Source organism: Klebsiella sp. CN_Kp091 (assembly GCF_040065095.1).
Lineage (GTDB): Bacteria > Pseudomonadota > Gammaproteobacteria > Enterobacterales > Enterobacteriaceae > Klebsiella > Klebsiella aerogenes.
In genome coordinates this window covers 208280-228165 of sequence record NZ_JBEAIO010000006.1, presented here as the reverse complement: position 1 = coordinate 228165, position 19886 = coordinate 208280, and the positions used below count along the sequence as shown (strand labels likewise).

The 19886-nt window shown below is 50.4% G+C and carries 31 protein-coding genes and 1 tRNA gene; 1 reads left to right on the top strand and 31 read right to left on the bottom strand.

The genetic code is table 11. The features are described from left to right. Nucleotides 1–5 precede the first annotated feature (5 nt). From ABLV17_RS07530 to ABLV17_RS07390, 29 genes are all read right to left on the bottom strand, one after another. Nucleotides 6–701: a DUF6246 family protein gene (locus ABLV17_RS07530; protein ID WP_348854191.1), complete on the bottom strand. Its 696-nt coding sequence runs from the start codon at nucleotides 699–701 to the stop codon at nucleotides 6–8. 67 nt (nucleotides 702–768) lie between these two features. Then, on the bottom strand, nucleotides 769–1533 hold the full coding sequence (locus ABLV17_RS07525; protein ID WP_348854190.1) for an immunoglobulin domain-containing protein: 765 nt from the start codon (nucleotides 1531–1533) through the stop codon (nucleotides 769–771). A gap of 58 nt (nucleotides 1534–1591) precedes the next feature. Next, nucleotides 1592–1975, bottom strand: a complete 384-nt coding sequence (locus ABLV17_RS07520) for a hypothetical protein (RefSeq protein ID WP_348854189.1) — start codon at nucleotides 1973–1975, stop codon at nucleotides 1592–1594. Between the two features lie 211 nt (nucleotides 1976–2186). Further along, the gene (locus ABLV17_RS07515) at nucleotides 2187–2555 is read right to left on the bottom strand and encodes an HK97 gp10 family phage protein (RefSeq protein ID WP_348854188.1); all 369 of its coding nucleotides are present in this window, start codon (nucleotides 2553–2555) and stop codon (nucleotides 2187–2189) included. Between the two features lie 2 nt (nucleotides 2556–2557). After that, on the bottom strand, nucleotides 2558–2920 hold the full coding sequence (locus ABLV17_RS07510; RefSeq protein ID WP_343558258.1) for a hypothetical protein: 363 nt from the start codon (nucleotides 2918–2920) through the stop codon (nucleotides 2558–2560). A gap of 172 nt (nucleotides 2921–3092) precedes the next feature. After that, the gene (locus tag ABLV17_RS07505; RefSeq protein WP_348854187.1) at nucleotides 3093–3473 is read right to left on the bottom strand and encodes a hypothetical protein; all 381 of its coding nucleotides are present in this window, start codon (nucleotides 3471–3473) and stop codon (nucleotides 3093–3095) included. Between the two features lie 2 nt (nucleotides 3474–3475). After that, nucleotides 3476–3853 (bottom strand): hypothetical protein, encoded by a 378-nt coding sequence (locus tag ABLV17_RS07500; RefSeq protein ID WP_348854186.1) that lies wholly within the window; start codon nucleotides 3851–3853, stop codon nucleotides 3476–3478. An 11-nt stretch (nucleotides 3854–3864) separates the two neighbouring features. Next, the gene (locus tag ABLV17_RS07495; protein WP_248062264.1) at nucleotides 3865–4950 is read right to left on the bottom strand and encodes a major capsid protein; all 1086 of its coding nucleotides are present in this window, start codon (nucleotides 4948–4950) and stop codon (nucleotides 3865–3867) included. Between the two features lie 11 nt (nucleotides 4951–4961). Beyond that, nucleotides 4962–5393, bottom strand: coding sequence for a hypothetical protein (locus ABLV17_RS07490; RefSeq protein WP_348854185.1), 432 nt, complete (start codon nucleotides 5391–5393; stop codon nucleotides 4962–4964). A gap of 3 nt (nucleotides 5394–5396) precedes the next feature. Further along, entirely contained in the window at nucleotides 5397–6782 is a 1386-nt protein-coding gene (locus tag ABLV17_RS07485) for a DUF2213 domain-containing protein (RefSeq protein WP_348854184.1), read from the bottom strand. Between the two features lie 69 nt (nucleotides 6783–6851). Next, entirely contained in the window at nucleotides 6852–7361 is a 510-nt protein-coding gene (locus ABLV17_RS07480) for a hypothetical protein (protein ID WP_348854183.1), read from the bottom strand. Nucleotides 7362–7401: 40 nt separating this feature from the next. Then, the gene (locus ABLV17_RS07475) at nucleotides 7402–8406 is read right to left on the bottom strand and encodes a phage minor head protein (RefSeq protein WP_348854182.1); all 1005 of its coding nucleotides are present in this window, start codon (nucleotides 8404–8406) and stop codon (nucleotides 7402–7404) included. Then, nucleotides 8342–9790, bottom strand: a complete 1449-nt coding sequence (locus tag ABLV17_RS07470; RefSeq protein WP_348854206.1) for a phage portal protein — start codon at nucleotides 9788–9790, stop codon at nucleotides 8342–8344. The genes ABLV17_RS07475 and ABLV17_RS07470 overlap by 65 nt, the downstream gene beginning before the upstream one ends. Nucleotides 9791–9818: 28 nt before the next feature. Continuing rightward, nucleotides 9819–11294 carry a terminase gene (locus ABLV17_RS07465; protein WP_348854181.1) on the bottom strand — a complete coding sequence of 492 codons (1476 nt, stop codon included), beginning with the start codon at nucleotides 11292–11294 and terminating at the stop codon, nucleotides 9819–9821. After that, nucleotides 11294–11896 carry a hypothetical protein gene (locus ABLV17_RS07460; RefSeq protein ID WP_348854180.1) on the bottom strand — a complete coding sequence of 201 codons (603 nt, stop codon included), beginning with the start codon at nucleotides 11894–11896 and terminating at the stop codon, nucleotides 11294–11296. Before ABLV17_RS07460 ends, ABLV17_RS07465 begins: the two co-directional genes overlap by 1 nt. A gap of 67 nt (nucleotides 11897–11963) precedes the next feature. Next, complete coding sequence (locus ABLV17_RS07455; RefSeq protein WP_348854179.1) at nucleotides 11964–12194, bottom strand: hypothetical protein; 231 nt, start codon at nucleotides 12192–12194, stop codon at nucleotides 11964–11966. 310 nt (nucleotides 12195–12504) lie between these two features. Next, nucleotides 12505–12774, bottom strand: coding sequence for an Rz1 lytic protein (locus tag ABLV17_RS07450; RefSeq protein WP_348854205.1), 270 nt, complete (start codon nucleotides 12772–12774; stop codon nucleotides 12505–12507). After that, the gene (locus ABLV17_RS07445) at nucleotides 12674–13051 is read right to left on the bottom strand and encodes a DUF2570 domain-containing protein (protein ID WP_348854178.1); all 378 of its coding nucleotides are present in this window, start codon (nucleotides 13049–13051) and stop codon (nucleotides 12674–12676) included. Before ABLV17_RS07445 ends, ABLV17_RS07450 begins: the two co-directional genes overlap by 101 nt. Then, nucleotides 13039–13542 (bottom strand): lysozyme, encoded by a 504-nt coding sequence (locus tag ABLV17_RS07440; protein ID WP_348854177.1) that lies wholly within the window; start codon nucleotides 13540–13542, stop codon nucleotides 13039–13041. Before ABLV17_RS07440 ends, ABLV17_RS07445 begins: the two co-directional genes overlap by 13 nt. Next, nucleotides 13520–13744, bottom strand: coding sequence for a class II holin family protein (locus ABLV17_RS07435; protein ID WP_045412035.1), 225 nt, complete (start codon nucleotides 13742–13744; stop codon nucleotides 13520–13522). The genes ABLV17_RS07440 and ABLV17_RS07435 overlap by 23 nt, the downstream gene beginning before the upstream one ends. Nucleotides 13745–13936: 192 nt before the next feature. After that, nucleotides 13937–14012: transfer RNA gene (locus tag ABLV17_RS07430), tRNA-Arg, on the bottom strand. A gap of 89 nt (nucleotides 14013–14101) precedes the next feature. Next, on the bottom strand, nucleotides 14102–14602 hold the full coding sequence (locus tag ABLV17_RS07425; RefSeq protein WP_348854176.1) for an antiterminator Q family protein: 501 nt from the start codon (nucleotides 14600–14602) through the stop codon (nucleotides 14102–14104). Next, a complete protein-coding gene (locus tag ABLV17_RS07420) occupies nucleotides 14599–14739 on the bottom strand; it encodes a YlcG family protein (protein WP_348854175.1) in 141 nt (46 codons plus the stop codon). The genes ABLV17_RS07425 and ABLV17_RS07420 overlap by 4 nt, the downstream gene beginning before the upstream one ends. Continuing rightward, the gene (gene rusA, locus ABLV17_RS07415) at nucleotides 14736–15098 is read right to left on the bottom strand and encodes a crossover junction endodeoxyribonuclease RusA (protein ID WP_348854174.1); all 363 of its coding nucleotides are present in this window, start codon (nucleotides 15096–15098) and stop codon (nucleotides 14736–14738) included. The genes ABLV17_RS07420 and rusA overlap by 4 nt, the downstream gene beginning before the upstream one ends. Beyond that, a complete protein-coding gene (locus tag ABLV17_RS07410; RefSeq protein ID WP_047076797.1) occupies nucleotides 15095–15385 on the bottom strand; it encodes a DUF1364 domain-containing protein in 291 nt (96 codons plus the stop codon). The genes rusA and ABLV17_RS07410 overlap by 4 nt, the downstream gene beginning before the upstream one ends. Next, a complete protein-coding gene (locus tag ABLV17_RS07405) occupies nucleotides 15378–15548 on the bottom strand; it encodes a NinE family protein (RefSeq protein WP_201507218.1) in 171 nt (56 codons plus the stop codon). Before ABLV17_RS07405 ends, ABLV17_RS07410 begins: the two co-directional genes overlap by 8 nt. Beyond that, nucleotides 15548–16069: an HNH endonuclease gene (locus tag ABLV17_RS07400; RefSeq protein WP_320902901.1), complete on the bottom strand. Its 522-nt coding sequence runs from the start codon at nucleotides 16067–16069 to the stop codon at nucleotides 15548–15550. Before ABLV17_RS07400 ends, ABLV17_RS07405 begins: the two co-directional genes overlap by 1 nt. Further along, the gene (locus ABLV17_RS07395) at nucleotides 16062–16517 is read right to left on the bottom strand and encodes a YbcN family protein (RefSeq protein ID WP_348854173.1); all 456 of its coding nucleotides are present in this window, start codon (nucleotides 16515–16517) and stop codon (nucleotides 16062–16064) included. Before ABLV17_RS07395 ends, ABLV17_RS07400 begins: the two co-directional genes overlap by 8 nt. Nucleotides 16518–16699: 182 nt before the next feature. Then, on the bottom strand, nucleotides 16700–16957 hold the full coding sequence (locus tag ABLV17_RS07390; protein ID WP_348854172.1) for a DNA polymerase III subunit theta: 258 nt from the start codon (nucleotides 16955–16957) through the stop codon (nucleotides 16700–16702). Between the two features lie 446 nt (nucleotides 16958–17403). Between ABLV17_RS07390 and ABLV17_RS07385 the strand changes: the two genes are divergently transcribed. Beyond that, nucleotides 17404–18312, top strand: coding sequence for a hypothetical protein (locus ABLV17_RS07385; protein ID WP_348854171.1), 909 nt, complete (start codon nucleotides 17404–17406; stop codon nucleotides 18310–18312). Nucleotides 18313–18554: 242 nt separating this feature from the next. Here ABLV17_RS07385 and ABLV17_RS07380 read toward each other — a convergent pair whose 3' ends face one another. Further along, nucleotides 18555–19559 (bottom strand): DUF2971 domain-containing protein, encoded by a 1005-nt coding sequence (locus tag ABLV17_RS07380; protein WP_348854170.1) that lies wholly within the window; start codon nucleotides 19557–19559, stop codon nucleotides 18555–18557. A 107-nt stretch (nucleotides 19560–19666) separates the two neighbouring features. Beyond that, complete coding sequence (locus ABLV17_RS07375) at nucleotides 19667–19873, bottom strand: hypothetical protein (protein WP_348854169.1); 207 nt, start codon at nucleotides 19871–19873, stop codon at nucleotides 19667–19669. Nucleotides 19874–19886 lie beyond the last annotated feature (13 nt).

Genomic DNA, 19886 nt, shown 5'->3' with positions numbered 1-19886 from the left:
AAGTGCTACCGATGAGACTCCCGCTGCATCATTGCCTGCCAGCGCCGATCGTCATCATCCATAACTGCATCGTACTCTTCCCGGGTAAAACCTTTCTGGTTCGGGTACTTCGCATTAAGCATTAAGGCAAACTCAGTCATTGTGAGGTTTTCAGCCTCTTCCCGACTTATACCGAAATGATTGCGCGCGGCCATGATGTAATCTGTCGCGCGAAATTCTGATGTGGTTTCATTCGACTCGTAGCGCTGCAGCTTGCGCACTTTCGCCTTGCCAATGATTCCATGCATCATCAGATTTTGAGCAACAATGATCATTTCCGACGCAGGCATCGTGCCAGGCCGCCACATAAATCCGCGCTTGCGTGATTTACCCGGCTTCATCCATCCGACCAGTTCCCCGATATCGTCATCGCAACAAGCAGTAAGAACGGCATGAGCAGCCATAACTGCTTTACGGTTAAGAAGTCCGCTCTGGATGTATCGCAGAACGCAATCAGGCAGACGACTGTATTCATCGCTTATATATGCCTGGGCCGCCAGTTGAATTAACGGCGTCACCTCATCGTTACACAGGTCATAGAACGTCTGGACGATTTCGTCCGGCTCGCCGATGCGCGCCATATTTCGGAAGGAAGGGCGAAAGAAGTATTCATGGGTATCAGTGCCGATGACACATTCGCCTAATTCTTTAATGGGGGTCATAGTCGCTCCATAAACAGTATCAAGGGCGCATAAACGCCCTTTGTACTATTCACGAACTGGCTTTCGCTTAGTTAATTGTCACTGTGCAGGCGGTGGAAGTGATCTTCGCCGGCGTCGCTGCCGAATCAGTCACCTCACAGGTATAAACCCCAGCATCGCCGGCTGCTGCACTGGCTTTGTTGAAGGTCGCTGTAGTCTGGCCACTTACAGCAGAACCGTCTTTTTTCCATAGGTAAGTGTACGGAGCAGTTCCACCCTCAACCGCTACTGACATATTAAGCGCAGATCCCGCGGTGACCGTTTTCGTTGCAGTCAGGTTGGTTGTGAAAGCCAACGCCGGGCCAGCAACCTCAAAGACGACAGTATCGGCATCGTAGACTTTCCACTCCCCTGAGAAGGTGGAAATATCTGAAGTTCCGAAGTCGCCAGACCATGAAGTGGTGTTGAAGTAACCCATGATATAAGTGCCTGCGTCTTCACCGGTGAAGTCAAAGCGCACCCAAATCGTCGGCTGCCGGCCAGCCTGCACTTCGTCGAAAATATATTTCGAAATAGCGATAGCGCCGATCTCAGTTGTTTTGTCCTGTTTACGGAATTCACCTTCACCGGAGATGGTGAAGTCCATGTTATTCACCAGGTTCTCAACCAATCCTTTCGTATCGTCAGCTTCCGAGTTGACGGTATTCATGGAGTAGTCAAAGCCTTTTGTGGTCATAGCCCCGAGACGCTTCCATTCGGAAAGCGCCGGAACGGTGTCAGCACAGCCATAGGCCATACGTAGCACCGCAACCTTACCGATTAGCTTACCGGTATCATTCTGGCAGCCCTGCATGTGTACCTCTCAAATAAAAAAGGCCGCCAGAAGGCAGCCTGATGGGTGAATCTGGCGATCACTCGCCGTATGTACATGAAACAAGCAGCCGGGTTACTAACCGGCCCTCTTCAGTTGGTATAGCCGCCGGAACATTGCCGACAAGCCGAAGCGCGCCGACGCACTCATCAGCTCCAGATTGCGCGCTAATATATTCAACGATGGCGTTTACCACGGAGTCAGCGGCATCCGGATCAGCTTTCGAAGAGATTACGTCGACCATCACATACCAGTCGCCGCCGAGGTCATAAGTAATATCGGTGCCGCCGGAAGGCCGGAATACGATGAACTGGTCAGCATCTTTCCCGGTGTCACGCCACTGCCGCCATTGAACCTTAAAGCCAGCAGTCATACCTTCGCTCTCAAACAGATCCTTCAGGCGCATATACATCGGAGGTGTCATTGGCCTTCTCCACAAGGAACGACTTCAACACATCCCTTTAATGTACGGGCGTAGAGCTCGTTTTCTCGGCACTTGTGAGCCCTGAGTGGCTTTGGGTAGTATCGGACAATGCCGCGTTGGATATCAGCAAAAAAACCCCCTTCGATTACGTTACCATTCACAAATACTTTGCGAGGGCCAAGGCCATCTCCGGCGAAATGGATAGTTCGATTCATAGGGACAACTCCTTCTTAACCGCGGCGTCGATTTGGCTGCGGGTGTCTTCGAAACCCTTCGTTAAGAACTCTTTTCTCGCCGTTGAACGTCTGAAGGTCTGTTGCACTGCCGGGTCATGAACGAACACCGCATAGTTTGCTGTATAGCCGACGCGTCCAGTAACACGAACACCCCGAGCAATGATTTCCCGGTACTGGCTGTTAAGCAGCGTCGATGTGTCGATTGGGGTATAAAGCGCCGCCTGCGCGCTACCGATAAGCATCGCCGACTGGATTGCGCGCACGGCCTTACGCCCCTGGACGTCTTTGATGATGCGATCGAGGTTGGCCTTGGCCTGGCGGATTCCTCTCACTTTCAGGCCCATAATCAGACTCCCGTAATCAGTGCGAAATCGTCCGCCAGCCGCTCGAAGGTGTCGGCGAACTGGATGATCTGCCGTATCTCATCAGCTTCATCAGGTGGCGCCGCATCGGTTGACGCGCCAATCAGGATGTAATCGCCCTCCCGCGCCATTGCATACTCGGTCCATATCGTGTTTTTAACCACGATCTCCCGACCGAGGTCACCGATTTTCGCGGATAGCCCGCCCTGGTAGTCGCAGAGAATAGCGTTCGGCGCTTCCCATCCGTACGGCTGACCTCCGCCGTCAGTATCACTACCGTCAGCATCGCGTATGCGCCGCCAGATTGTCGCTGTCGCGGTATAAGACCAATTGGCAACCGAAGACATCAACCATCCCTCCATCGCAGCACAACGGCACCTGTGGCGCGTATGCGGTCGCAGTTGATATACCACTCACCATTGCTTTTCACGTACGCCGTCGTTTGCTGTCCGGTATCGGTCATCACCCAGACACGGACGAATGACCGCGGATGGCGATCTTTGACGGATATCCATTTCATCAGCAGCCTCCGACCACCATGAACAGGCCGACGCTATTACCGGCGCTGATCGGCAACTCACCGGTGCAGCCACTGGTATCAAGCCGGGCCAGCGAGTCGCGCAACCAGGTGATGCTGTCATTGCCATAATCGAACGAACGTGACGCTCCTGATGGCGCTCCCTGCGATTTTATTCGCCTGGCACCGGAAGACGTCGCCATGAGCGCAGCGGCATACATGAGGATGAGTTTTGCCGTGCATTCGTCATATCCCGCACCATCGAGGCACGGGATAATCTTGTTCACCACGCAGAGAATCGGATCCAGTAGCGCGCCGGGAATGGAGTAACCCAATTCACCGAGGAACGCCTGCACGTCTGCCGCTGTGATTGGGTCAGCCATGTTTATTTCGCCTTCTTGGTTGCTTCTGCCAGCGCGGCTTCGGCCTCTTCAGCGCGCTTCGTCACCGCCGCCAGCTGCTCGTCGAACGTGGTTTTGTCAGTTGCAGCCTGGTCAGTGAGTTTAGCCACCTGCTCCAGCGATTCATCACGCTCTTTCGTCACCGCCGCCAGCTGCTCGAGCAAATCGCTAGGCTGTGATGCTGCCGGTACTGACTCGCCGAAGAGCTTTTCACCCTTCTTCTTGTCAGTGTCTTTCGCTTTACCGGTCACTTTCCAGCGCGCTGCTGTTGCATCGTCGACTTCAACGATCGCACCAACCTCCAGTTTGCGGAGGTTGGCACCAGCAAACACGTTACCTGATGTGATTTCTACCAGTGCCATTCCGTTTCTCCTTAGCTGCTCGCGAAGAGCACGCCATGTTTGAGGTTGATATCCTGCTTGACCATCAGGCCCATAGCTCCCCAGGTGCGCCAGATGTAGTCGCTGTTATAGAACTGACGAGGGTCAGCAACAGTGCCCACAGCCTGACCAGTGATCGGAGCGATAACACCGGCAGTCAGAGGAACCACCAAAATCTGGTTGCCTGTGAGTTCGGCGTCTTCTTTCACTGCGGCAATGCCGGACAGCTTCAGGATTTCCTGCAGGATGGTGCCGGACTGGTAATTGTCGCTGAAATAGCGCTCCCAGTTAGACATGATCTCGCTGGATACGTACCAGGTCTGCGGCGCGTACTGGTTATTGGTGATCTTCATGGTGTCACGCAGGGCAATCGCACCGTTTCGGTTCTGTTCTGCGGTTGTGGTACGGCTGGAGAAGTCGATATTCAGGCCAGATGCACCCAAATCAACCTGGCCGACGCGCTCATCGGCCTTCAGGCCTTTCCAGGTCTTGCCGTCGAAGGTAACGAAGTTGCCCTCAGAATCGCGGAAGCCGTTGAACATGTAGTCAACGATTTTACGGCGCACATCATCAACAGAACCACGTTGCGCATCAGCCAGGGATGCAAGAGCAGACCCTTTATTGAAGATCGGATCACGCCAGTGGAATTTGAAGCCGCTATCGTGCACCGGCACCATCGTACCGTCGAAGCTGTACGCGCGAGCATCCAGCGCCGCACCAATCTGTCCGGACATGGAGGTATGCGCCCAGCCACGACCGCCGGTGCGGGCATATTCATACACGGACTCTTCCAGGCGGACAGATCGGGACAGTGGCATCAGGTCGTTGAACAGGGTGAACTCCGTGTTCGGCTCGAACTGTGCCAGTACTGTCTGGTCGTACGCGCGGTACATGCGGCGAATGTCGTCGACGGCGTTCACTGCGTCCAAATGTCCGTTTTCACCGAAGCGAGCACGGGCAATGAAGTCAGCGACAGACTGCGCACTCATGTTGCGCGCCATCTCCAGCTCACGGAACTGAGCCTGGTTGACTTCGAGGTTACCGGTGCGTTCACCGATAGAGCGAGAAAATACAAGCATTCAGGTGCTCCTTACTTGATAACGACGCGCAGCAGATCACCTGCCGCCGTAGCGTATGACGCATCTTCTTCAACGAATGCGCGAATGGATTCATCGGCGGCGGCAATCTTCACCTGGCCGTTAGCGATGCTCAGTGGCTGCCCTTTTTTGTAGGTGCCAGCTGCGGCCCGTACGTTGAGGAACATCCCCTGCATAGGGTGAATCCCGACAACTAATTCACCCACGGCAATGCTGTCATCCACCGTCTGGCAGCGGAGGTAGTCGAAGTCGGCAACATAGAGAATCGCTTTTTCATCTCCATCCACTGAGGCTGTGAACTTGCCAGCCACAAAGGTGCCGATCGTTCCTGGTTTGGTGGCCGCAGCGGCCGCGCCTTCACGGTTGAGCAGCGGATTAGGGAATACGCCACCGGCGTGAATTACGTGTTTTCCGTCTTTAGCCATTTTTTACTCCGGCATTTCGCTGACTGATTGAGAGGAATTGACCTGGCGGAATGCACCATTCAGGCCGAAAGAGGTTTGGCACTTGGCGTACATGGCATCGAGCGCCTTGCCGTCCAGATCTGCGACTTCTTCATCGCTCATGTTCATCGCCAGCTTCACAGCCGCGCGCTTTTCGCCTTTCTCTTTGTCGGCGTTCGCGTTCAGGCTGTTGAAAACGACGTCCACGCGATCAGCGAGTGTTTTCGCCCACGCTGGCATCTCTTCGTTATTGGTGGCCTGCTCTTTTTTCTTTGGCTTGCCGGTTGCCGGGTCGATTTCTTCGTCGCCATTTTTCTTGGCGGCGGCTTCGTCGGCCTTCATCTGGTTGTATGCGTCCATCAGCTCGGCGTCGGACTTGCCTTCGGTCGGCTTACCAGCGGCTTGCAGCGCATTGATAATCAGTTCTTTCATCGGATCGTTCTCTCCGTTGGTTTTAATCTCGTACTCAGTGGGTTTGCGCACGACTTCTACAGGTTCGCCGACGAACACGGCCTTGCCGTCGTCATCGATGAGGTACTTCTGCTTCAGGTATTTGGTGTCATTGCGGTAGATGAAGCTGTCCGGCCACACCGTTTCAGGCCAAAGCCACTTATCTTCGGTGTCACCCTCGCGCAGTTTGTCGCTGATAGCGCGGGAGATGTCGTCGAAAGAGAAGTTGGAGGCGTTGGTGAAGAAGAATTTGGTTTTGTTGATCAGGCCGTCGCGGGTGCAGTCGATACCATCAGCCAGGCGGGCAACTTCGATCTGTTGCTCATCACCTTCCGAGTTAACGAAGATGCCAACGCCCTCCTCCGGCGTACCGGCACCGGGCTCATCAAGCAGTACCGCCACATGGTCGAACATCATGTTGGTGGCGATCTCGTTGTACTTTTTGCCCTTCGACTCGCCGTTGGCTGCGATACCGGAATACAGCAGGCCGGTGGAGATGTGGATCGGGTCGGAATTGGTGCCCGCCAGCATCTCATCCAGGCGGTTGATAAGGCGTTTGCCCTTATCGCTGGATTCGGCGTACTGGCGGTTAACGCACATGTCACCCGTCACCTTTCCGTCTTTGTGGCTGACGTTCTGTAGCCATGCCCCGACGTGGTACTCGTTCACCGCCCGGACGTCACGCGCCGACACATGCTTGCCATCCACTTTCGGGTGGCCCAGCGGCATCGGGTTACGTTCAAGCGTGTTGTAGGCCTTTTCGATTTCTGCTGCCGGGTACAACTTCCGGTTCATCACGATATCGTCCACGACAGGCGTGATACCGCGAACCACGATATGTGGCTTGCCGTCGATGGTTTCAGTTGTGATGTTTGAAGCGGAGTTGACGACGGTCAGCACGTTAACGCGGTTGCGTTTCATGCTGGGTCCTCAATGGTGGATTTCAGGCAATAAAAAAGGCCGCCGAAGCGACCTGTATGTAACTTGTATCTACTTAAACTTTAATTCTTTTCCAGCATCTATAACTATTGACTTAATCAGCTTGTCAGTTACTACAATCATTTGGTGGTAGGCCTCGAACTCAGGCATTGCCCCCCTAATAAGATTGTCCTCAAGCAAATCTTGCTGCTCAAAAAAGTCCCATAACAGGCCTTCCGAATTTTTACTAAGTGATATCTGAGCTAAAGCGTGATGCCGTCGGATATTGACATGGAGCCGATTAAGTTGATTCCACTCGACATAGTCTTTTGGTCTTTCTTGTCCTTTGCCGAGGTTATATGTAACCTCAAAAAAACCATATGCCTGAGAATATATTTTTTTAATCTCAATCAAGTCGTCAATTAGTTGACTATATGCTGTATGTTTTTTCTCCCACCACTTTTCATGGTAAAACCGATTTAACGCAAATCTCGCTGTAAACCACGCAGCAGCTACACCTGTTAAGATCGGCACAATCAGCGGCTGGAAAAACGAACCAACGTCCTGAGGTGTAATGTTCATTTAATTAATGCCTTATCGGTTAATTCAACACTATTAAGCATTAATTGATATCGGTTTTCCACTGCTTGCGCTCTTTCTTCAGCTTGTCCGCCAGACCATCATTGAAGATGCTGCCATCGTCGTTGAGCAGCGCCGGTATCTGGCTGCAGTAGCAGTTGTACCGGTTACCGTTCTCGGCGTAGAAGTCGCGCACCTCTTCGGTGGTGTAGACCTTTCCGTGACGGCTGGCGTGCCAGGTGCGCGTCGTTGGCTTTAGCGCTGACAGCCACAGCAAGCCGGTATTCAGCCCAAGACGGTCAGCGGCCCAGTCCGTTTCGTTCCATTGTGCCTGCCGCAGCGCGCCGACCTGCTCAGTCTGAGCGATGGTCTTCGCTTTCGACATGCTGACGTCGAGGCGCTTACTGATGACGCTGGCCGTCTCGCGAGGATTCACACCACGCGCTACAGCATCGGTGATGATGTTGGTCAGGTCGCCGCGGGCTGTATCGCTAATGACCTTCCAGTCACTAAACGTTGTCAGCCTGGCCGCCGCTATCTGATTAAGGTGACCGGGGCTGCTTAATAGCTGCTGTAGGGTTGTCTGGCTGGCGTACACCTGCGACTGCTGAGACAGGTTATTGAAGGCCTCCAGCGTGCCGCGATTGGCTTCCGCCACGACGTAATCCATCGCCCAAAGGTTTTGCTCGACGCCTTCCAGCAGGTAATCGTCGAGAATGGCCTGCACTGCTTCGAGCAGGTCGGCCATCTCCTGCGCCGACATGTCGTAGATAAACTTTCCAGCATTGACCTGGTAGAGCCGCACATCCTCGCCGTGGTCATGGCAAAGGAAGTGCCAGTCATGGCTATTTACCTCACGCTCTCGGCCTGTCAGTCGCTGGTCGAACAATGCTTTCAGCGCTCGCTTGATGCCGAGATACCGGTCTTCGATATCCCGGAACATCGCGGTAACCTGCTTTGCAGAGCGTGTCGGGTCAACCTTGCTACGCGGCACTACTGGCGTACCGACTTTCGCCTTTTGTTCCGGATTCATCGGAAAGAGGATCATCGGTAGTTACCTTTTGGTTTGGGTCAGGAGTTTTCACTTCCTCGCGTGGCTCTAACTCTCCCGCTTCCCTGACCTCATTCTCATCGACAGCCGGTGTTCCGTACGCTTGCTGTGTATCCCTAGCGACCGCCGCCATTTCCTTCATGTTGGCAATCTTTTCTTTCTCACTTGGTGCTAGTAAGTCAGACCAGGTTAAAGTTATTTCTCCAGACTTCGGAGGCTCAATGACTTCTACTGTCCACAGCCGCTCAATTACCGCGGTCGCGCGGTCAGTCTGGAAACCGGCGCGACGACCGTTGCAGCGCTTAGCAAAGTCGTTTTTGTCCTGATCTGACGCAAGCCTCCCTGTCTGCTGACCAAAGAGAATGGTGAATGGCATCTGGACTGAAGAGGAAAACTGATTTGCTGACACTGTCCATGTAGGACTCGGATCGGCAGCAGCAACGGAAAGCACCTTAGCCTCTCCGTCCTGAGTAACCAGTGCTGAGTCAGTGCCTGAGTTCAGTTTCTGGATGGCGGCGTTCAGCGCCTCAGCCAAGCCTGAGTAACCAGCTTTCTTCGCCTCGTCGATGATGGTCTTGAGGTTTGTATCCTTCGACATGTTAATGCCGAGCTGCCTGCTGGCGTTTTTCAGGAAGCCCTCGGCGCTACCACCGGAGGTCTTTGCCATGTCGAGCAGATCGTTATAACCAGCACGCAAGAAAGGAATGCCAGCCAGCGAAGTCTCGTCTTCTGACCCTTCGCAAAACATGATGATGCGCTCAGGGTGGATCTTAATCGACCGCATCGGGCCGGAGATGTTGCCATTGTCCCCGACTTGTTGCTCCTGGAAGTAATAGAACTTCGGCATGCCGTAGTCTGGCGATTTCTGGTCCTGTTCAAGTTCCCCGGGCTTAACCTGTGCCTCCCATGCTGGAATCATCTTGACCAGGCCGCGCTCGCGAGAATTTCGCATCACGCTGCGATCGACAGGCTCCCACCACTCCTTGCTGTCTGCAAACTGGAGGATAAGTGCTGAGTAATGCCCGACCAGGTTGCGCCGATCTGCATCCTTCACTTTCGCCCAATGCTTCTTCATGAGCTTGGTGACTTTCTTTTCCCACGGCGTCGACTTCTTCGACTTCTTCGTCTCATCGCCGTCGACGATCACCGGGGTATCGGTCCAGCATGCATCGAGCAACTTATGCACCGCGCCGAACGCCGCGCCGTTACGCTCATACATGTTGTAGAAGTGGTCGAAGTCGAGTCGCTCCGGGTAACCAAATTCGCACCATAGATGATGTCGTTTCGTGTTCCCTGACTTCCCTAGCCCCGTAGCATACAACTGGCGCGCACGGCCCACCTCGTTAAGGCTATTCACTATGAGCCCAGCGAGGATTTGCATTTCGTTATCGTTACTCACTGAGATTTCCTTAGGTGAAGAAAATTGCACCGACTTGTTTGTGGTTGTTTTTCGCTACTGCGAAGTAGCGGAACCCGTCGGCACCGTGTGATGTGAAGTCGTGAAGAGGTTTATCTTTCCAGCATCCTCGCTTGTCATCCCACTCCTTGCGATAACCCTCAAGGTGAGATATGCCCTCAGCGCATTTCTCTTCATCGAAAACACAGGATGGGAGGATTTCACGCACCGATTCAATGCCGGTATCGACACCGACTTTTGGCACCACCTGGAATGTCATGCTGTAAACCTGACCGTCGATCTCATACCCTTCCTGGGCGAGTTCCCTCCGCGATTTTGCGTCTGCACCAAATTCACGATTATCGATGTCGTGCGGCCCCCAGTGCTCACCGTACTCATATCCGCGGTCTTTCAGCACCTTCATGTAGTGCCTCAGCCCCTCGCCAGAGTTTTCGTAGTAGTCAATGACGTGGAATTCTTCACCAACTTCGCGAACAAACCAGATGGCCGTGGAGTCGCCAACACCAATATCCCAGAACGTGTGGACCGGGAGATGCGAGTTATCCGGGATATGGCCTATCCGTTTGTTGGTGTAGAGCCAGCGGAATTGTTTGGCGTAGTACGCGCCCTCGACAGACTGCTGGAACGCCTCCGCCGGAATGGTCGGGTACTCGCGCTTCATGTCGTCGCCGAGCGTCTTTTCTTTGGCGTAATACCAGGCCTTTTGGCGCTCGTTGACGACAACGCCGTGCTTTGCCTCCATCTCAGCAAAGTATTCAACTAAGCGCTGAGGTAGCGGCTCTACCGGGTCAATTGCGTACAGCGGATTCTTCCACCATGAGAAGAAGAAAAACTTCCAGTCGAGCGCGGACAGTGGCTTGCCCTGCAGCAAGGCTTTCTCTGCCGTCTGGCAGTAATCGAAGAAGTAACCCGCCCGGCCCTCAGCTGTGCTCTCGATAGTAGCGAAGCAACCTGTCGATACTGCCTCAAAGGCACCAGTGACGATTTCACGGGCTTTGTCAGGATACTTGGCACATATCTTCCCGAACTCGGAAACATGCAGGTAACGCAGCGTACCGCCACGAAACGACGTGCTGACGTAGAGAGAGCCACCTTTCTTAAATACGAGTTCACCAGACGAATCGTTGCTGGCCGGGTTAGCCGCCTTTATCTCCGCCGGCAGTTTGTCGTATGCATACTTCACCTTTTCCCGAAACAGACGCTTTGCATCATTCAGCGTGTGGGCAATCAATGCGCACTTCGCCGATTCAAACAGAGCTGCGTCGAGCTGGATGATGCACACCTCGGTGGTGAAGCCGAGCTGTCGAGCTTTCAGGATGATGTTGCGGGTGTGGATCCCCTCGAAGTATTCCCGCTGCTCAGGCGTCATCCTGAAGCGAGTCGGCTTACCCTCTTTGTCGGTGATCCAGTAAAGATTGTTCAGCCGCCAGTCTTTATCGGACAGCAGCTTGAGGTGCTCAGGTTTCATTACGCCCCCTGAGACAATGAATCCATCAGGTCAGAGAGTTGCTTAACAGAGTTGTCGCCTTCAGGCCCATCGATGTCGTAGGCCTGTCGTTCGAGACCGATGAGGTTCTTCAGCGCTTCACTGAGAGCCTTCACCGACTTAACACGCTCAGGCATGCTGATTACCTTGTGGTAAATCTCATTGAGTTTGTCCTGACCCTTGTCGTCAGGGTTGAGCATCAACACTCCGAGTTTCTCCAGTGCAGCCACGTCTGCACACTCGGCGCCCAACTCATCAAACAGAGCATTGGTTATCTGCCGGGCGCGTTTTATGTCACCGCGATGCTCCATGCGTACCGTAGCAATGACCTCAGCTGTAGCCTCTATAAGTACGCGCTCTGACAAAGTCGTTTCAGTGCGTACCTGTTTGCGTACCTCCGCTTTGCGTACCAGATCGTCGGCGCGTTCTTTCACCTTCGCATTAAGGTCGCGAGACCAGTCATCACGCTTGGCGCGCTTACGGATAGCTCCTTCGCTGATACCGTGTTGTGATGCAATTTCTCGGAGGGACATCACTCCGGCCCGGTACGCCGTCTCGATGGCCTCCCAGTCCGGTTTTGCCATGGTCTTTTCCTGTAGTAACAGCCATTAAAAAAGCCACCCGGAGGTGGCTTGATACATAAATTACATTTTAACTATCTGAGCCGCAATCAGAGCAGGCATGATAATTGTCTTCATATTCCTCATGCTCGCCAAGCCACGCTTCAAATGAGCTAACATTTGGAACCATGCAACCAAGGTAATCATCATATCGACCCATAGAAACAACTTCGTCGTAGCTCTCAGCATCTTCGTCACTAAGGGAAACAAGATAGAACTCTTTCCCACAAACACAGCATGGGAACGCTCTTTGTTCGCTCATTTTTATCTCCTTCGCTAAAAACATTATCTTACTTCAGCAAAGGGTTTATGCACATGACATTATCGAAGCCACTCTATGGAATGGCCTTCTGTAATGACGCCACCCCTACACTCTTTTGGAGTGCAATTTAATTAGATAGCACTATAGGAGAGCGGTTGTTTTGCTCTCTGATAGCTAATGGTCGCTTGGCCAGATTATTAAGTTACACAATAGAAATGCCACCACAACTTCAAAGGAGAATAAATGATGAAATACAGTTCATGGAGTAAAATAATAAATCACCCAATAACCTATATCTTCACCGCATTCATTATGAGCCTGATTCATTATTGCCTGACCGGATCCCCTCTATCTTTCTAATCCCCGCCTTATCCAGATTGCACTGCCCCAGCGCAGAGTAAAGCTTCGCGTTTAACTCCAGACTAGCTTGCCACGTGAACGGAACCTCCATTCCGGGGATCGGTGTGTCTGCAGTAAGGTCAGCGCTTATCGGGACTACTGGCGCCGGAACGTAAACCGTCCGCGTATTCCCGCAAGCTGTCAGCAGCGGCAGCAGGAACAAGCTGCTTAGCGCACTGATCGCCTTCAAGCGCCTGCCTGATGTAGGTAACGCGCTGCTCACCTGTCTGGGAGAGTTCGGTCTTTGCATGCTTGGTTGCCCGGGATATGTCATTGATGAGGTTCATTGCAGTGACTACGCTATTGCTAACGGTCTCGGCGGTTTCCGCCCTGACCGTTGCTTTGTCGCGCTGGTCTTTGTAGGTGATGGCATTGCCACGGTAGTGGTTTATCGCCCAAGCCATGGAAACCAGCATGCAGATAACGACAGCGCAGATGATTGCGGTTAATCGTCCCATTTCTGGCCCCACTCGCAGACTTGGCGCTCTATCTCACGTCGAGAGATCAGTCCCTTCCACTGCTTCCCACCGGCATATGTCCAGCGCTGCAGTTCTTTGCAGGCCGCCGGTATATCACCGGAGTTCAGCTTCTTCAGCAGTGTGGAGCTAGCGAAAGCACCATGGCCAACGTTATAAGTGAAGGAGTAAAGCGCGGCACGGGTAGGCTCAGGGATGGGAACCATGATCAGCGGGTCGATAGCGTTTGCTACTTTCCGCAAATCTGACTGAAGTAGAGCATCGCACTCTTTGTCAGAGTAACGGTGACCGCGTCGAATATCTGAACCGGTATGTCCATCGCAAACAGTCCATACGCCGACGACATCCTGGTAAGCGTAATAGCGACGCCCTTCCAGTCCATCAGCATTTCCAAGCATGACAGAAGCGATTGCGATAGCGCCGGAACCGCCGGCGATGGCGCCAATCAGTTTATTCCTGAGCGTCGGGTTCATCTCTGCTCCTGCTTCGTCGGTTGTCTTCGCGGATTTTGAAATACAAATTTGTCAGATACGTAAGTACGGCAATGACAATGCCCACCAGCACGCCGATGGCATTCCACTGCTCGGGGCTGTAGGCATTAAGCATGCCGTTCAGGATGCTCCCGGCTGAAGCGCCATACGCAGCACCAGTGGTTATCTTTTCCATGCGATACATACTCTCACCTCGCGTAGTTAGCGGGTGCTATGTGTGTTTGAAAGGATCAGGACCGTCGGGCTGATTTATCAACAAAGCTCGTCGCAGATGATTCCCGCGGTCCTGAAAATAAAAAACCCGCGCAAGGCGGGAAGCTGTAATGAGGGTAATGGCAATGTCGGCTATTCTGCCGAAGATACCCTGGCTTGGGTCTGGCTCGCCTGGCTGGATTCGAACCAGCGACCAACCGCTTAGAAGGCGGTTGCTCTTTCCTCTGAGCTACAGGCAAATAAAAAGCCCCGCACGATGGCGAGGCTCGGTGTTCTGATAGGTCAAACGCAAATACGGCAACCTACACTAAATATATTGCTCATTTGTTCATTGAAATGCAAGCACGTTATGACTATTTTTTGCAATTTTCCTCACGCTTTCGCGATCGTTAAACGCATTTTGCAGCGGATGGTACAGGCAGAAGAGCGCCGCGTTGATAATCTGCTTAACTTCCCGGCGAATGGTTGAAATGCTCGGGTGCTTATACTGATTTCCTGCGCGCGTCTTCATTAGGCGAGGTTTGCTCACAGCATGCTGCCATGAGGCTATCCTTATCTCGCTTGAGTTGCAGACGTAATAGGCAAAAATTACCTTCCATGCGTTCTCATCTATGTTTTTCAGGTAATGCCGGATAACGGCATCAATAAGCATCCCGTCATCATCACTGCATACAGGTCTTGATGGCGCTTGCGGTTCAACTGTTGCCATGAACTTGGCGATCATATTTATCATCGCCTTGTCTATCTTTCCTGTCTGGCACCACGCCCCCCAAAGCTGGAGCCATTGATCTATCCACTGGTGTTGTTCGTTGGTTAATTCCAGTTTCATGCTGTCTCTCCCAGGGTTTGATAGATGTGGACGAAATTCTTCAAAATGCGGTAGTCAACAAGTACGGTTCCGCGGTGCCGGAAGAGGCGGAGCTTTTGCCAGCGGTCGCGGATGTGTTCGATAACGTCACGGCTCATGCAGCCTCCATTTCGGTAATGGTCAGCTCAAGGCGGCCACCTTTAACAATCGGCATCCTCTTCACGCTGTAGTAATCCACCTGCTGGTCATCGAGCCAAAAACCGGATTTCGTCAGAGCATCGAAGGCGGCCTTTTGCAAATTATCCAGGTCACGGCGACGGCGGTCAGGCATGTGGCACTCAATGCGGATTTTTACTGGTGTGGCCAGGCCAATATCCAGCATTGAGTCATTGATGATTCTGGCGACGCTGTCGCGGTACGCCTGCCCTTCTGCGCTGATGTGCGTGCGCCCGCGATTATGTCGGTAGTAACGGTTGTTGCTCGGCGGCCACGGGAGGCTGATGCGATATTCATTCATGCTTTTACGAGCCCCTCTTTCAGCCAAATAACCTGCGTGCGAGCCATGCCTTCAAGAGCGCACTCCTTTGCATATTCCGCATCGACCAGACGGGTGCGGCGATCAATCTCGTCGTGGCAACTGCTGCATGCGATAGCGGCGATCAGATCAGGCGGTTTGATTCCAGTACCGCACAGTCCAACCAGGCGGATGTGTGCCAGTACAGTGGTTTCAGGATTTCCGTTGCATACGCCGGGGATCCGCACCTGACATTCGCGGCCGCGTGCCGCTTTGCATAAATTAGCCATGCGCCCTCCTTGCCGCGAGACGCAGCCATTTCTGATCCACCAGGCGGGCGGTGTAGCCCTTCAGTGTCGGGATATCGGAAGGCTTAACCTCTGGCTTACGCTTGCGGCGCGCCGGAACGCGGAAGATTTCGTTTGTGATGACGCGGGAAAGTGGAGTAGACATCAGGCCTCCTGCTTATCGCGCAGCTGCTGGTAGCGATGACTATTGGGTAGTCCGTGATTGGCATGGTAACCATGCTCAGCCTTTGCCTTGTCGCGAGCTTGCTTTGCTTCTTCCATGCTTTCGTAAACACCAACGAACTTTCTTTTTCCATCGGCGTTGATCTGGACATGCCACTTGCTTAGCTTTTTATTCCAATGGATACCAATCTCACCTGACGTATTGGTGCTGGGCAGCGATTTGTTACGGGTATTATCCGACTGGCTTATCAGCCTAAGGTTTTCAATCCGATTGTCTGCGCGGACGTGATTTATGTGGTCAACCTCCATTCCTTCCGGAATTGGCCCGTTTATCATTTCCCATACAATTCTATGTGCCAGGTATTGATAGCCAGAGTATTCAAACCTCCTGTAGCCATCGCTAAGACATCCTGCAATGTCACCAATTTTTACTCTGTTAGCTGGCTTTATGGCCCACACAAGATTTCCATCAACAATGGAAAATATTTCGCTCCAGTTATGCATCTTGGGCCTCCCTCAATTTCTGGTATTGGGAGTCGGAAGGAATAGTCAGGTGACAGCCTATATTCATCGCCCAGGCTTCGACTTTGCACAGGAAAATGTACATCTCGCCGGTTTCAAGATCGGATGTGTGGCGGAGGGATTGCACAGTGGTGACCTCGCCGGACACGACGTCCACGCGGTCTTTGCTTTCGTAGCCGAGATAGGTGTGCTTCATCGCGTCTTTGACCCACTCAGGCGTAGCAAAGGTCTTGCCGCGGGTGATGAGGTATTCGCTGATTTCGCTATACCACATGTGGCTGAGCGCGTTCTGAGAAAGGCTGCGCTTCTCGCGCCAAGGCTTAACCTGCAAGCGGAAGCACTGGCCGGCATCCAGCAGTGGCTGAATCTGCTGACCGATGGCCGCGAAGTTACCGCGATGGAGTTTGATGCCGTCTACTGGAAGTGTCATACGGCCTCCTTAATGGAAACCGCAGAATGCAGAATATCGCAGGTGCATTTCTGCATCTGTGACTGATTGAAAGGTATTCTGATTGTCGTTTGCACTTTGAGTCCCCTCAAAGCGCAGAAGTCACCGGAGTTGTTCAGGCTCCGATGACATGATTATGGCTGGTTGATAACGGAAAATCAAAACTACTTTTTGGCGTTCTGCTCGGCCATTTCCAGATAGCGAGGATCGGATGCTTTCGGTAGCTGGATGCTCTGTTCGCGGTAGTAGCGAACTCGCTCCATGAAATACTCTCGGAGGTGCTCAGGCTGCTCTCTGGCGAACTGCTCAGCAATCACCGGCATGTTCAGGCGTTCTTTGTACGCTACGCCGCTGGCAGCTAGGTCGACGTTAACCTTGTCCTGCTCTTCTTTCGGTTTGGCTGCAATGTTCCACTGTGACATAAGAAAATCCCCTCTGGTGTTGAGGGGATTATATATTATGGTTGCTCCTATGGTTCGAACTTGCTGTATATCTTCCGGTGGCCAATCGCGCAGCTACCGCAAAAAAATGCATGGTAAGACAGTCTTGGCTACTCCCGAATACCTGCCGTGCGGAATTTTAAAACCAGTAATGTCTTTTCATGTCACAACCATATCCCCCTTCAGAACTGTGAACCCCGCATGACCATCGCAAGTTTTGTGGCAACAGTCACTCCCTGTCTTATCACCGCCATTTTGCAGCACTACGCCATTGCGATTACTTCATTCTGTGAACCCTGTGCCACCCAGCCAACGTGGATATCCCTCATTGAATCCATTTCGCCCAGTTCGCTAAGATTTTTTTGCCCTAGTGACTACAGCTTACCTTCAGGGTAATATCGAGAAAAACATAAATCAAAGGCCGCGACATGCTTGATTTTCTCCGTGATATTTATTCTTCATTTCGTCAAACCTCACTCGAGAGAGTTAAAAGCCCATTCCTTGGCGCTTTTGTGTTCTCCTGGGTTGGTTTTAACTGGCAAACGTTGGCGATACTAATACTCAGCAAAAAAGAAATTGAAGAAAGACTCAGCTATATCAATGATCACTTTGATGTTGGAAATTTTTTACTTGGTCCAATATGCACTACTGTTTTAATTTCAACCCTACTGCCACAAATAAATAAAATAATTACTCGCATACAGGATAAGCCGAAGAGTGACACGATTGAACTTAATCTTACGTCAAAAATAAGAATTGCAGAATTACAACAAAGCATTGCAGATATTGACGCGCGAAAAAAACTTGCTGAAAAGAAAGAGGAGAAATATATTGAAGAAAGTATTTACCAAACCAAGAAAGATTTTGAAAAATCAGTAGAGGATTTACACATAGCTACAGAACTTCTTGAGCAAACAAGAAATGACGCCATTGAACTTCGCGGATGGCTAGCTAAAGCTGAAAGTAAACTCGATGTAGAAACAACTGCAAAAGAAAACATCGCCAAAGAATTGCTAGTTGAAAAAGAGACTATAAAAACGTTACAACGACAAACAGTTGAGTTAAATCAGCAATTAAGTTCATTAAAATCGATCAAATATGAGTACGATAGTAAAGAATCAAAATTAAAAAACGACATTGTTATTTCAAAACAAGAAAAAGAGAATATAACTTCTATGATTGAAGCTGTAGCTAGAACTTACCCTGAAATATTTATAATAAGTGAAAATAACGGCATAACCTCCTTTGACGTCAAATCAAGTTCAAAAAAACCGCTTTTGGGACTAAATAAAACCCTTAAAGAGCAAAGAAAAAACAATGACCTAACAAAAAATTAACAGCCATACATCAGTATCATGTTCAATAATGACTTCCCCTGCGTTGAAGTTGGTCATTCAGTTTCTTCAACATCGGGGAAGTAAACTATGCAGTAGTAAATTATCCTTACCTGGAGAGCATTTTAGCCGATTGTTGTTATTTCTCTTCGTCTCCATCACTGCCTAATCTAACTTTGTACAGCATATTTTAGAGTTCAACATCGAAAATTGTGTGTAATGACATCAGTAATAACTGGTTTTATTTATTCAACCTTTAACCTAAGAGTATCGCTCCATTTTTTAACCGCATCATTATCTAATAGTTGGCTGGAATTATTTTTCATAAAATAGTTAACCCCTGACTTTAACTCTATCTCGTTTTGGGCATTAAGAATGGTGTCAAACATTAAAAAACTATCAATTCCACATATTCTTCTATTTTCCTTTAATGTTTGTATGGTTTTATCTTTGAAATATTTTTCGCACCTTGAACCAAAAATCACACCTTTAACGAGGGAAGGATGATGGTGGAAAATCTCTCCATATGATAAGTGTGAAGATTGAAAAACGAGACGACTTTCCTTTTCATACTCCCAATACTTATTTTTTGTAAAAAAACACCCCACATTATCGATAATGTTCTTATATATTAGATTCCAAAGATCTATCTGCTGTGGGCTGTTAGAATAAATAACGTCCGTCATAGTTACTTCATACTCATCTCCTCCCAGAAGATGTGTATTAAGCTTAATTTTATTATTTTCGAATTCATAAATTAATACGCAACCTTTAAACCCATTTGCATAATGGGACCACATCAAATAATTAAATGGATCTTTACTAAAAGATACAGAAATAAAATTGGTGACATTTTTAACATTAACGAATATCTCCATTAGAAACGATGCTGCAAACGTAACATTATCCCCATAAGCCAGTTTATTTTCTCTGATAATCTCAATTATACTTGAATGGTATAATTGGGATTCCTCTAATACTTGTATTAGTCCCTTACATTTAAATAATTCATTGATGGAAGTGTAAAATTCACCAGTTAGTGGTTTTTCCATGTAATCCAGTAGTTTAATGAAACCAAAGGTATAGCTATCAATGAATTTCTCCCATAGCTTTACATCATCCCAAAAAATAGGATTAAACCATAAATCCATCGGATCATTTAACGAGCTATTCGCAGCAAAAAAAAGCTCGTTATAACGTATTGATTTATCAAAATTAGTGTCATTCCTAAAATACTTAAAATAATACATACTCCGCTCTAAGCTCCATGGCAATATATGCATTTAGTAATATTAACATTTTAATCAAAAAAAACCTATTAAACCAGCAAGTTGTTTTATGCGATAACGAATTTTTATCACATAATAACATTATTAATATAGTTTAAATTATAAACATCCGTGATTGTAATTGGCTCGCTTCCCAATGTAAGCATACCAGCTTCAGCGATACACCCGATCTGTTTTTCTGATGGTCCTGACTGCATAATTTGATTAAGCGATCTGGTTGATACGCCGACAGACTTAGCGATGCTGACTAGTGTTACGCCGGGATCTTTTGCCATGATTTTCACCATC

Excerpts from the sequence above, each read along its gene's own strand:
- ABLV17_RS07530 (WP_348854191.1), bottom strand. The coding sequence starts at position 701 with ATGACCCCCATTAAAGAATTAGGCGAATGTGTCATCGGCACTGATACC.
- ABLV17_RS07525 (WP_348854190.1), bottom strand. The coding sequence starts at position 1,533 with ATGCAGGGCTGCCAGAATGATACCGGTAAGCTAATCGGTAAGGTTGCG.
- ABLV17_RS07520 (WP_348854189.1), bottom strand. The coding sequence starts at position 1,975 with ATGACACCTCCGATGTATATGCGCCTGAAGGATCTGTTTGAGAGCGAA.
- ABLV17_RS07515 (WP_348854188.1), bottom strand. The coding sequence starts at position 2,555 with ATGGGCCTGAAAGTGAGAGGAATCCGCCAGGCCAAGGCCAACCTCGAT.
- ABLV17_RS07510 (WP_343558258.1), bottom strand. The coding sequence starts at position 2,920 with ATGTCTTCGGTTGCCAATTGGTCTTATACCGCGACAGCGACAATCTGG.
- ABLV17_RS07505 (WP_348854187.1), bottom strand. The coding sequence starts at position 3,473 with ATGGCTGACCCAATCACAGCGGCAGACGTGCAGGCGTTCCTCGGTGAA.
- ABLV17_RS07500 (WP_348854186.1), bottom strand. The coding sequence starts at position 3,853 with ATGGCACTGGTAGAAATCACATCAGGTAACGTGTTTGCTGGTGCCAAC.
- ABLV17_RS07495 (WP_248062264.1), bottom strand. The coding sequence starts at position 4,950 with ATGCTTGTATTTTCTCGCTCTATCGGTGAACGCACCGGTAACCTCGAA.
- ABLV17_RS07490 (WP_348854185.1), bottom strand. The coding sequence starts at position 5,393 with ATGGCTAAAGACGGAAAACACGTAATTCACGCCGGTGGCGTATTCCCT.
- ABLV17_RS07485 (WP_348854184.1), bottom strand. The coding sequence starts at position 6,782 with ATGAAACGCAACCGCGTTAACGTGCTGACCGTCGTCAACTCCGCTTCA.
- ABLV17_RS07480 (WP_348854183.1), bottom strand. The coding sequence starts at position 7,361 with ATGAACATTACACCTCAGGACGTTGGTTCGTTTTTCCAGCCGCTGATT.
- ABLV17_RS07475 (WP_348854182.1), bottom strand. The coding sequence starts at position 8,406 with ATGATCCTCTTTCCGATGAATCCGGAACAAAAGGCGAAAGTCGGTACG.
- ABLV17_RS07470 (WP_348854206.1), bottom strand. The coding sequence starts at position 9,790 with ATGCAAATCCTCGCTGGGCTCATAGTGAATAGCCTTAACGAGGTGGGC.
- ABLV17_RS07465 (WP_348854181.1), bottom strand. The coding sequence starts at position 11,294 with ATGAAACCTGAGCACCTCAAGCTGCTGTCCGATAAAGACTGGCGGCTG.
- ABLV17_RS07460 (WP_348854180.1), bottom strand. The coding sequence starts at position 11,896 with ATGGCAAAACCGGACTGGGAGGCCATCGAGACGGCGTACCGGGCCGGA.
- ABLV17_RS07455 (WP_348854179.1), bottom strand. The coding sequence starts at position 12,194 with ATGAGCGAACAAAGAGCGTTCCCATGCTGTGTTTGTGGGAAAGAGTTC.
- ABLV17_RS07445 (WP_348854178.1), bottom strand. The coding sequence starts at position 13,051 with ATGGGACGATTAACCGCAATCATCTGCGCTGTCGTTATCTGCATGCTG.
- ABLV17_RS07440 (WP_348854177.1), bottom strand. The coding sequence starts at position 13,542 with ATGAACCCGACGCTCAGGAATAAACTGATTGGCGCCATCGCCGGCGGT.
- ABLV17_RS07435 (WP_045412035.1), bottom strand. The coding sequence starts at position 13,744 with ATGTATCGCATGGAAAAGATAACCACTGGTGCTGCGTATGGCGCTTCA.
- ABLV17_RS07425 (WP_348854176.1), bottom strand. The coding sequence starts at position 14,602 with ATGAAACTGGAATTAACCAACGAACAACACCAGTGGATAGATCAATGG.
- ABLV17_RS07420 (WP_348854175.1), bottom strand. The coding sequence starts at position 14,739 with ATGAGCCGTGACGTTATCGAACACATCCGCGACCGCTGGCAAAAGCTC.
- rusA (WP_348854174.1), bottom strand. The coding sequence starts at position 15,098 with ATGAATGAATATCGCATCAGCCTCCCGTGGCCGCCGAGCAACAACCGT.
- ABLV17_RS07410 (WP_047076797.1), bottom strand. The coding sequence starts at position 15,385 with ATGGCTAATTTATGCAAAGCGGCACGCGGCCGCGAATGTCAGGTGCGG.
- ABLV17_RS07405 (WP_201507218.1), bottom strand. The coding sequence starts at position 15,548 with ATGTCTACTCCACTTTCCCGCGTCATCACAAACGAAATCTTCCGCGTT.
- ABLV17_RS07400 (WP_320902901.1), bottom strand. The coding sequence starts at position 16,069 with ATGCATAACTGGAGCGAAATATTTTCCATTGTTGATGGAAATCTTGTG.
- ABLV17_RS07395 (WP_348854173.1), bottom strand. The coding sequence starts at position 16,517 with ATGACACTTCCAGTAGACGGCATCAAACTCCATCGCGGTAACTTCGCG.
- ABLV17_RS07390 (WP_348854172.1), bottom strand. The coding sequence starts at position 16,957 with ATGTCACAGTGGAACATTGCAGCCAAACCGAAAGAAGAGCAGGACAAG.
- ABLV17_RS07385 (WP_348854171.1), top strand. The coding sequence starts at position 17,404 with ATGCTTGATTTTCTCCGTGATATTTATTCTTCATTTCGTCAAACCTCA.
- ABLV17_RS07380 (WP_348854170.1), bottom strand. The coding sequence starts at position 19,559 with ATGTATTATTTTAAGTATTTTAGGAATGACACTAATTTTGATAAATCA.
- ABLV17_RS07375 (WP_348854169.1), bottom strand. The coding sequence starts at position 19,873 with ATGGCAAAAGATCCCGGCGTAACACTAGTCAGCATCGCTAAGTCTGTC.